The following is a 10,119-nucleotide window of genomic DNA, read 5'->3' as shown; positions in this document are numbered from 1 at the left end:
GGCCATCGCTTCGGCGCGCTGCGTGCGCAGCTCGCGCTTCTCTGCGCGCGTGAAGGTCTGCATCACGCCGACCTTGCGCATCGTCATGAAGTCGCGGTTGAGGTGGAAAGCGTCGTTGGTCGTCACCGGCAGATTGTCGATGCCGACGACGAGCTGTGGATCGGGCAATTCCCCGGCCGGAACGATTGCGCGCTCGGCGGACGTCAGGGCCGCCGCGCGTGCGGCGATGTTCGGCGCCTGCGCCTCGGCTTCGCGCACCGCATCGAGCAACGATAGTGGCGCATCATCGGCGAACGCGGCGCAGGCATGGGCGGAGAACAATGATATGAAAACAACAAGCCTGACGCGGCCGCAGACGCGACGCGACGACAAGCGAGAACTGCAAGACATGGTGAGTTTTCCGACTGGCGACGACAACGCACCGCGCAACAGGCGGTGCTCCTCGGGTCACGAGTCGAAGCTCAAATCTGGAATGTGCAGTGCGCGATATTGAGTGGAGGCGCGGCCGCGCGTGCGATGACTTCACGCGCGGGATCGCGGCATTCGCGCTGCGCTGCGCGCGCGTCGGCGCGCAGCCAGGTCGTCGGCGGCAACAACGCCGGCGGCACCGCCGGCGAAGGCGCGTGATCGGCCGAAGCCGTGGCCGGATTGCAATGCTCGGCGCAACGCGCCGGGTGCTTCGCATCCATGCCCTCGTCGCAGTCGGCCATCGCCTGGGTCGATTCCTGCGCCGCATCCGCGCGCGTCGGGCAGACGTAGGCCGCCGCCGCCAGCTGGTTGAACAGCAGGCAGAACACGATCAACGCCACGCATTGCAGGCGCGTGCGACGACGGGCAAATTGGCGGATGCGCTGGATCACGAAACAAGCCTACGCCAGGAATTCGATCTTGTCACCGCACGAGGCGGCTGCCACGCGAACAGGGAAAGCGCTCGGTGTCCTCGTGAGACCGCATCAGGAGACGAAAAATTACAGGCGATGGCTGGCGCGCCGGCACGGGCTCGGCGATAGTAGCCGCAGTCGACCGACTCCTTGCCGTGAAAACCATGCCGCGTCTCGTCCTTTGCCTGCTCGTTCTCGTCCTCGCCGCCTGTGCCGCGCCCGCGCCGAAGCCGGAATCCGGCGCGCCGCTGATCCTGATCTCCATCGACGGCTTTCGCGCCGACTTCTTCGATCGCGGCCTGACCCCCAACCTGAAAGCGCTGGCCTCCGACGGCGTGCGCGCGCAGGCAATGCGCCCCGCGTTCCCGACGCTGACCTTCCCAAACCACTACACCCTAGTCACCGGCCTCTATCCCGACCACCACGGCATCGTCAACAACCGCTTCTCCGATCCGGCGAGCGGCAAGAAGTTCGTTTACAAGGACGCGAGCATCACATCCGATCCGTCGTGGTGGGGCGGCGAACCGATCTGGGTTGGCGTCGAACGGCAGGGCAAGCACGCGGCAACGATGTTCTGGCCCGGTTCCGACGTCGCCATTGGCGGTGTGCGTCCCGAGCATTGGATGCCGTTCGACGGCAAGATGAGTTCCAGCGCGCGCGTCGACCAGGTGTTGGCTTGGCTCGATTTGCCTGTCGCTCAGCGCCCGGACCTAGTCACCCTGTATTTCGATGTGGTCGATCACGCCGGCCACGATCATAGCCCCGATTCGCGCGAGGTGAACGACGCGATCGTCACCGTGGATCGCGCGCTCGGCCGTTTGCTCGACGGGCTCAGGCAACGCGGCATGCTCGACAAGACCAACATCATCGTGGTCTCCGACCACGGCCAGGTTGCGACGGAAAAGGGCGCCTACGTCATCCTCGACGACATCGTCGACGTGCGCGACCTGCGTATCGAGAACATGGGCCTGCTGTCCACGTTCGCGGCCGAACCGGGGCACGAAGCCGCCGTGGAAAAAGCCCTGCTCGCCCCACACGATCACATGCGTTGCTGGAAGAAAGGCGAGACGCCGGCGCGCCTGCACTACGGCGGCAATCCGCGCATCCCGCCGCTGCTCTGCCTCGCCGATCCGGGCTGGCTGATCTGGACGCGCGAGTTCGTCAACCGTCCCGGCTTCTTCGTTTCCAAGGGAGAGCATGGCTACGACAATGCCGATCCGCACATGAGTGCGCTGTTCGTGGCTTCCGGGCCGGCGTTCAAGCGCGGGCTGGTCGTGCCGGAATTCGACAACGTCGACGTCTATCCGCTGCTGACGCGGCTGCTCGGGATCAGGCCCGCGCCGAACGACGGCAATCCGGCGACGTCCGAGCAGATGCTGCGCTGAGATTTCCTGTTGCACCGCGGCAATATTCCGTGCATGATTGGCCATCCAAATGATTGCGTGCCTATGAACCAGCTCTTCGCCAACGCCGAAATCCTGTCCAGCGCCGACATGGCTGCGGGCATGACTTCGCGCGCGCGTCGACCGACCACGACCAATCCGGCCGGGTAAGCTGTCGCACGATTTTCATGTGATTCGACGATAAAACCCGGCCCCGCGCCGGGTTTTTGTTTTTTGGATTTTCCACGAGGGTTTTAGATGGCCATTCGACATTTTCTGAGCACGCAAGACTGGAGCCGCGCCGACCTCGACGCGCTGCTCGCGCGCGCCGCGCAATTCAAGCAGAACAAGCTCGGCGACGATCTCAAGGGCAAATCCATCGCGCTGCTGTTCTTCAATCCCTCGATGCGCACGCGCACGAGCTTCGAGCTCGGTGCGTTCCAGCTCGGCGGCCATGCCGTCGTGCTGCAGCCGGGCAAGGATGCGTGGCCGATCGAGTTCGAGCTCGGCACGGTCATGGACGGCGAGACCGAGGAACATATCGCAGAGGTCGCGCGCGTGCTGTCGCGCTACGTCGACCTGATCGCCGTGCGCGCGTTCCCGAAGTTCAAGGACTGGTCGGTCGATCGTCAGGATCATGTGATCCATTCGTTCGCGAAATACGCCACTGTGCCCGTGATCAACATGGAAACGATCACGCACCCGATGCAGGAGCTCGCGCACATCCTTGCCTTGCAGCAGCACTTCAAGACGAATGATCTGCGCGGCAAGAAATACGTGTTGACCTGGACCTACCATCCGAAGCCGCTCAACACGGCGGTCGCGAACTCCGCGCTGCAAATCGCGACGCGCTACGGCATGGACGTGACCCTGCTCTGCCCCACGCCCGAGTATGCGCTCGACCAGCGCTATCTCGACTTCGCCAGGCAGAACGTCGCCGAGAACGGCGGCAGTTTCGCGATCTCGCACGACGTCGACGCAACGTACCAAGGCGCCGACATCGTCTACGCCAAGAGCTGGGGCGCGTTGCCCTACTTCGGCAACTGGGAACCCGAGAAGCCGATCCGTGATGCACACAAGCATTTCATCGTCGACGAGCGCAAGATGGCGCTGACGAACCACGGCGTCTTCAGCCACTGCCTGCCGCTGCGCCGCAACGTCAAGGCCACCGATGCGGTGATGGATTCGCCCGCCTGCATCGCGATCGACGAGGCCGAGAACCGACTGCACGTGCAGAAGGCCGTGATGGCCGCACTCGCCAAGAACAAGTAACCCTGGAAATCATCATGAGTCAGACCGAAAAAGACATCGTCCTCGCCTTCTCCGGCGGCCTCGACACGAGCTTCTGCGTTCCCTACCTGCAGGAGCGCGGCTACCGCGTGCATACCGTGTTCGCCGACACCGGCGGCGTCGATGCCGAGGAGCGCGCCTTCATCGAGAACCGCGCGAAGGAGCTCGGCGTCGCCAGCCACGTCACCGTCGACGGCGGCCCCGCGATCTGGAACGGCTTCGTCAAGCCGTTCGTCTGGGCCGGCCAAGGCTATCAGGGCCAATATCCGCTGCTCGTGTCCGACCGTTATCTCATAGTCGAAGCCGCGCTGAAACGTTGCGACGAGCTCGGCACGAAATACATCGCGCACGGCTGCACCGGCATGGGCAACGACCAGGTGCGCTTCGACCTGACGATCAAGGCACTCGGCGACTACATCATCATCGCGCCGATCCGCGAGATCCAGAAGGAGCACACGCACACGCGCGCCTACGAGCAGGATTATCTCGAACAGCGCGGCTTCGGCGTGCGCGCCAAGCAGAAGAGCTACACGATCAACGAGAACCTGCTCGGCGTGACCATGTCGGGCGGCGAAATCGACAAGTGGGAAGCCCCGGGTGAAGGCGCGCGCGGCTGGAATGCCCCGCGCAGCGAATGGCCGACAACCCCGCTGCAGGCGACGCTCGGTTTCGTCAACGGTGAAGCCGTGTCGCTCAACGGCGAGAAGCTGCCCGGCCATGAGATCCTCGCGCGCCTCAATCGCGATTTCGCCAAGTATGGCGTCGGCCGCGGCCTGTATACCGGCGACACGACGATCGGCCTCAAGGGCCGCATCATCTTCGAAGCGCCGGGCCTGACCGCGCTGCTTACCGCGCATCGCGCGCTCGAGGAAGCAGTGCTGTCGAAACTGCAGAACCGGTTCAAGCCCGAAGTCGCGCGCGCGTGGGTCGAGATCGTCTACGAAGGCTTCTTTCACGATCCGCTCAAGACCGATCTCGAAGCCTTCCTCGCTTCCTCCCAGGCCAAGGTCAACGGCGAAGTCACGTTGGAAACGCAGGGCGGCAGCGTCGGCGCGGTCACGGTGAAGTCGCCGCACATCCTCAACGCCAAGGGTGCGACCTATGCCCAGTCGGCCGACTGGGGCGTCGAGGAAGCCGAAGGATTCATCCGCCTCTACGGCATGAGCTCGACGCTGTGGGCCGAAGTGAACCGGAAGTCGTGATTCGATGAGCGACCTGCTGGCCAGCACACTGCAGCACCTGCGCGCGCTCGTCGCTTTCGACACGCGCAATCCGCCGCGCGACATCGGCACGGGCGGCATTTTCGACTACCTGAGCGCGCATCTGCCCGGCTTTGACTGTACCGTTACCGATCACGGCGCGGGCGCGGTCAGCCTGTTCGCGGTGCGCGGCAAGCCTAAGGTGCTGTTCAACGTGCACCTCGACACCGTGCCGGATTCGCCGCACTGGACGGCGAGCCCGTTCGAGCTGCGTGTCGGCGACAGGCACGCGGTCGGTCTCGGCGCCTGCGACATCAAGGGTGCCGCGGCCGCGCTGCTCACTGCAGCGGCGCGCGCGGACTGCGACGCGGCCTTTCTTTTCACGACCGATGAGGAAGCGAACGACGCGCGTTGCATCGCCGCGTTCCTGGCGCAGAAGAAGTCGTTCGATGCCGTGGTCGTAGCCGAGCCTACGCGCGGCGAAGCCGTGCTCGCGCATCGCGGCATCAGTTCGGTGCTGATGCATTTCAAAGGCCGCGCCGGCCATGCCTCTGGCGGCAACGCGGCAACCGACAGCGCGTTGCACCAGACGATCCGCTGGGGTGCGCAGGCGCTCGACTACGTCGCCGCGCAATCGCACCAGCGCTTCGGCGGGCTCACCGGGCTGCGCTTCAACATCGGCCGCGTCGATGGCGGCATCAAGGCGAACATGATCGCGCCGAGCGCCGAAGTGCGCTTCGGCTTTCGCCCGCTGCCATCGATGGACATCGATGCGCTGCTCGCGACATTCCGCAGCGGCTTCGATACGCAGCCCGCCGAATTCCAGGAAACCTTTCGCGGTCCCTCCTTGCCTGCAGGCGATGTCTCCGAAGCCGAGTCTCGTCGCCTCAAGGCACGCGACTTCGCCGACGAAGTGGGCCTGACGATCGGCAACGCGGTCGACTTCTGGACCGAAGCCTCGCTGTTTTCGCAGGCCGGCTACACCGCGATCGTCTGTGGTCCCGGCAACATCGCCCAGGCACACACGGCAGACGAGTTCGTCGAGCTGTCTCAATTGCAGCAAATCACCCAAAGCTACATCCATATCTTGAAATCGCAGGCCCGTTGAAATGGATACCAACACGCAAACCCGCCAGACCATCGTGCGCCTGCTCTCGAGCATGGGCAGCGCGAAGGAAATCGACCAGTACCTGCGCCGCTTCTCGCAGCTCGACGCGAAGAAGTTCGCCGTCGTCAAGGTTGGTGGCGCCGTGCTGCGCGACGATCTCGACAACCTCGTTTCCTCGCTCGCGTTCCTGCAACAGGTCGGCCTCACGCCGATCGTGATCCACGGCGCCGGCCCACAACTCGATGCCGAGATGAGCGCGGCCGGCATCGTCAAGGAGACCGTCGACGGCCTGCGCGTCACCTCGCCCGCGGCGCTCGCCATCGTGCGTCGCGTGTCGCAGACCGAGAATCTGAAGCTCGTCGAAGCGCTGCAGAAAGTCGATGCGCGCGCGACCTCGATCATCGGCGGCGTGTTCGAAGCGGGCTTCCTCAATCCGAACAAATACGGCCTCGTCGGCAAGGTCGATCGCGTCAACCTCGCCGCGATCGAGGCCAGCCTCAATGCCGGTTCGGTCCCGGTGATCGCCAGCCTCGGCGAAACGGTCGCCGGGCAGATCCTCAACATCAACGCCGACTTCGCCGCGAACGAACTGATCAAGGCGCTGCAGCCGTACAAGATCGTGTTCCTGACCGGCACGGGCGGCCTGCTCGACGACGCCGGCAACGTGATCGACTCGATCAACCTCGCCACCGAGTACGAGCACCTGAGCCAGCAGCCGTGGATCAACGGCGGCATGCGCGTGAAGATCGAGCAGATCAAGGACCTGCTCGACGCGCTGCCGTTGACATCGTCGGTGTCGATCACCAAACCCGCCGAACTCGCCAAGGAACTGTTCACACACAAGGGTTCGGGCACCTACATCCGCCGCGGCGAGCGCGTGCTGCGCGCGACGTCATGGGACCAACTCGACCTCAAGCGCCTGCATGCGCTGATCGAATCGGGCTTCGCCCCGCGCAAGCTCGCAGTGGATTATTTCGAGAAGACGAAGCTGCTGCGCGCCTACGTCAGCGAAAACTATCGCACCGCGGTGATCCTGCTCGCCGCCGAACTCGGCAACGGCCACACCCAGGTCTACCTCGACAAGTTCGCCGTGCTCGACGAAGCGCAGGGCGAAGGCCTCGGCCGCGCGGTGTGGCAGGTGATGCGCGAGGAGACGCCGTCGCTGTTCTGGCGTTCGCGCCACGGCAACATCGTCAACCATTTCTACTATTCCGAGTCGGACGGCTGCTGCAAGCTGCCAAGCTTCAAGGCGTTCTGGTACGGCATCGACGACTTCGACGAGATCGAAGCCTGCGTCGACTACTGCCGTGCGAAAATACCCACCCTGATCGATCGGCCAGCGACACCCTTGGCCGCTTGAGATGCGCCATGTGGCAGGAAAAGCCCTCCCTCTTCTCCCGCGTCGAGCAAATTCTGACGATGGACATTGCTGCCGGGCTGAAAACCAGAATCGTTCCGAACGACGGTCGCGTGCGTTCGGCGATTTTGCGAATCCTGACGATGGATATCGTGGCTCCGCGCGAAAAGGCCGAGTTTTTCTACCCCGGTCCGGAAAACAAGAAAAAAATCCTGCGTCAGCTGATGATTTTTCTTCCCATTGCAGGCTTGGCTGTCGTCTGCAAGATGTGGCTGATCGACCATCTGAAAACCCCGCCGCCCTGCGACTCGGCGGAATGGGCACGCTGGTGGCTGATTTCGGCGACGTTTGTGCCAACCGTCATGGCGGCGTTTGTGCTTCCGCAAGCAATAAAGATGCTGAACGCCAAACAATGGCCGTTGCCCGATGCGGCGGTTTTCCGTCCGACGCGACTGGTCAAAGGCAAGGCTCTCAAACGGCGCGGTGCCTGGCTGCTGGCGTGGTGCGGCTTGTTCATGCCGTTTCCGCTGTATTCGTATTTCCTTCTGCAGCATGGTGCCGGTTTCATCTATGACGGATCGGTTTTTCAGCATTGTAAAGATATAGAAGCCAAGAAAATCCGTACATCTCAGGTAGTTCATGAGCAAAGAAAATAAAACCATCGGTATCGTCGGCGCGCGAGGCCACACCGGAGCTGAGCTGATCAAGCTGATCGCACGGCATCCGCAACTCGAACTCGCGTTCGTGTCCTCGCGCGAACTCGATGGGCAGCGGCTCGCCGACCATAACCCCGAGTACCGTGGTGAATTGCGCTACGAGAACCTGTCGCACGAGGACGTCGCGGCCAAGCGCGCCGACGTCGTCGTGCTCGCGCTGCCGAACGGCAAGGCTGCCGATGTCGTCAAGGCGATCGACGCGGCAGGAGGTTACGACCCCGTCATCGTCGATCTCAGCGCCGATTATCGTTTCGACGGCGCGTGGTACTACGGCCTGCCCGAGCTGACTCGCGATGCGTACCGTGGCCAGCGCCGGATCAGCAACCCGGGCTGCTACGCCACCGCGATGCAGCTCGCGATCGCACCGCTCAAGGATCTGCTCGCCGGGCCGCCGGCCTGTTTCGGTGTGTCAGGCTATTCGGGCGCGGGCACGACGCCGTCGGACAAGAACGATCCGGCCAAGCTGCACGGCAATCTCATGCCCTACTCGCTCGTCAACCACATGCACGAGCGCGAGGTGACGCGGCATCTCGGCGTGCCGGTCGAGTTCATGCCGCACGTCGCGCCGCATTTCCGCGGCATCACGATGACGGTGAACTTGTGGCTCACGCAGGCGCTGACTGTCGATGCGATCAAGAGGAAATACGTGGAAAAGTACAGGAACGAACCACTGATCGAAGTGATCGACGACGCACCCTGGGTCAGTCATATCGCGAACAGGCACGGCGTGCAGATCGGCGGCTTCACGCTCGCACCGGGCGGCAAGCGCGTCGTCGTCGTCGCCACCCTCGACAACCTATTGAAAGGCGCGGCGACGCAGGCGATGCAGAACATCAATCTCGCGCTCGGCTGGCCCGAACTGGAAGGCATTCCCAATGACTGACCTGCTCTGGCAAAAACCCGGCGTCGAAACCGACGCGCGGATCATGCGCTTCCTCGCCGGCGACGACGTGGTGCTCGACCGCGAGTTCTTCCTGCATGACATCGAGGCAAGCCGCGCGCATGTCGAAGGCTTGGCTCGGATCGGCGTCGTCACACAAGCGGAATGCGATGCGATCGCTCGGGAACTCGGCGTGCTGGCGCAGGATTTCAAAAATGGCGCTTTCATCCTCGATGAAAAATACGAAGACGGCCACTCGGCAATCGAAGCACGCCTGACCGAACGCCTCGGCGACGCCGGACGCAAGGTGCACACCGGCCGCAGTCGCAACGACCAGATCCTCGTCGCGACGCGTCTCTGGCTCAAGGCCAAACTTTTCGCGCTGCATGCGCTGTGCGTCGACGTCGCCAAGGTCTGCCTCGACTGCGCCGCGAAGGAGGTGCTGCCGATGCCTGGCTACACTCACCTGCAGCGCGCCGTCGTCTCGTCCACTGCGATGTGGTACGCCGGCTACGCCGAGAGCTTCATCGACAACGCGCAGCGCGCGCTCGACACGCGCGCCTGGATCGACGCGAATCCGCTCGGCACCGCCGCAGGCTACGGCGTCAACCTCAAGCTCGATCGCGCACACACGACGCAGGCGCTCGGCTTCGCGCGCATGCAGGTTTCGCCGATCTACGCGCAGCTTTCGCGCGGCAAGTTCGAGATGGCTGCGCTTGATGCGCTCGGAACCGCCCTGCTCGACCTGCGCCGTCTCGCCTGGGACCTGTCGCTGTTCACCACCGCCGAATTCGGCTTCGTCCACCTGCCGCCCGAGTACACGACCGGCTCGTCGATCATGCCGAACAAGCGCAATCCCGACGTGGTCGAGCTGATGCGTGCGAGCTACGCAAGCGTCGCCGCCGGCCGCGCGGAGATCGAACAGTTGCTGTCGCTGCCATCTGGCTACCAGCGCGACCTGCAGTTTTCCAAGGGCGGCCTTTATCACGGTTTCACGCGAGGCATGGCCGCGCTAGAACTGCTGCCCGACCTGCTCGCGCGCATGCAATGGAACGCACAGGCGATGCGCGCGGCGATCGACTCGGCGATGTACGCGACCGACGTCGCGATCGAAGCCGCGATCGCCGGCGTGCCGTTCCGTGACGCCTACAAGCAGGCCGCTACTGCCGCGAACGAAGCCGGTCAGGGACGCACGCCGGAACAGAGCCTCGCTGCACGCACGTCTCCCGGTGCGGCAGCGGACCTGCGCCTGGACGAGTTACGCGCGAGATTGGCCAATCTAGCCAACGGATGACCCCTTTTCCGG

At 63.9% G+C, this 10,119-nt stretch carries 9 protein-coding genes and 1 pseudogene; 8 read left to right on the top strand and 2 right to left on the bottom strand.

Going from position 1 to position 10,119, the window contains the following annotated elements:
* Positions 1-321 (bottom strand): annotated as a pseudogene (locus VF497_RS18070) (hypothetical protein); the annotation flags it as partial.
* A 140-nt stretch (positions 322-461) separates the two neighbouring features.
* The gene (locus VF497_RS18065) at positions 462-860 is read right to left on the bottom strand and encodes a hypothetical protein (RefSeq protein WP_330891380.1); all 399 of its coding nucleotides are present in this window, start codon (positions 858-860) and stop codon (positions 462-464) included.
* Positions 861-1,045: 185 nt separating this feature from the next.
* Here VF497_RS18065 and VF497_RS18060 point away from each other — a divergent pair, with 185 nt between their 5' ends.
* The 8 genes from VF497_RS18060 (at position 1,046) to argH (ending at position 10,107) form a co-directional block, all read left to right on the top strand.
* Complete coding sequence (locus VF497_RS18060; RefSeq protein WP_330891378.1) at positions 1,046-2,266, top strand: ectonucleotide pyrophosphatase/phosphodiesterase; 1,221 nt, start codon at positions 1,046-1,048, stop codon at positions 2,264-2,266.
* A gap of 255 nt (positions 2,267-2,521) precedes the next feature.
* On the top strand, positions 2,522-3,535 hold the full coding sequence (locus VF497_RS18055) for an N-acetylornithine carbamoyltransferase (protein WP_330891376.1): 1,014 nt from the start codon (positions 2,522-2,524) through the stop codon (positions 3,533-3,535).
* 14 nt (positions 3,536-3,549) lie between these two features.
* Positions 3,550-4,755, top strand: coding sequence for an argininosuccinate synthase (locus tag VF497_RS18050; RefSeq protein WP_330891374.1), 1,206 nt, complete (start codon positions 3,550-3,552; stop codon positions 4,753-4,755).
* 4 nt (positions 4,756-4,759) lie between these two features.
* Positions 4,760-5,860, top strand: coding sequence for an acetylornithine deacetylase (locus tag VF497_RS18045; RefSeq protein ID WP_330891372.1), 1,101 nt, complete (start codon positions 4,760-4,762; stop codon positions 5,858-5,860).
* 1 nt (position 5,861) lies between these two features.
* A complete protein-coding gene (locus VF497_RS18040) occupies positions 5,862-7,220 on the top strand; it encodes an acetylglutamate kinase (protein ID WP_330891370.1) in 1,359 nt (452 codons plus the stop codon).
* Between the two features lie 8 nt (positions 7,221-7,228).
* Entirely contained in the window at positions 7,229-7,873 is a 645-nt protein-coding gene (locus tag VF497_RS18035; RefSeq protein ID WP_330891368.1) for a hypothetical protein, read from the top strand.
* On the top strand, positions 7,857-8,816 hold the full coding sequence (gene argC, locus VF497_RS18030) for an N-acetyl-gamma-glutamyl-phosphate reductase (protein WP_330891366.1): 960 nt from the start codon (positions 7,857-7,859) through the stop codon (positions 8,814-8,816). Before VF497_RS18035 ends, argC begins: the two co-directional genes overlap by 17 nt.
* The gene (gene argH / locus VF497_RS18025; RefSeq protein WP_330891364.1) at positions 8,809-10,107 is read left to right on the top strand and encodes an argininosuccinate lyase; all 1,299 of its coding nucleotides are present in this window, start codon (positions 8,809-8,811) and stop codon (positions 10,105-10,107) included. The genes argC and argH overlap by 8 nt, the downstream gene beginning before the upstream one ends.
* Positions 10,108-10,119 lie beyond the last annotated feature (12 nt).

Origin of the sequence: Rudaea sp. (assembly GCF_036383415.1) — a bacterium.
Classification (GTDB): Bacteria; Pseudomonadota; Gammaproteobacteria; order Xanthomonadales; family Rhodanobacteraceae; genus Rudaea.
Note: the sequence above shows the minus strand (reverse complement) of the source record. Positions and strands in the feature narration are given on the sequence as shown.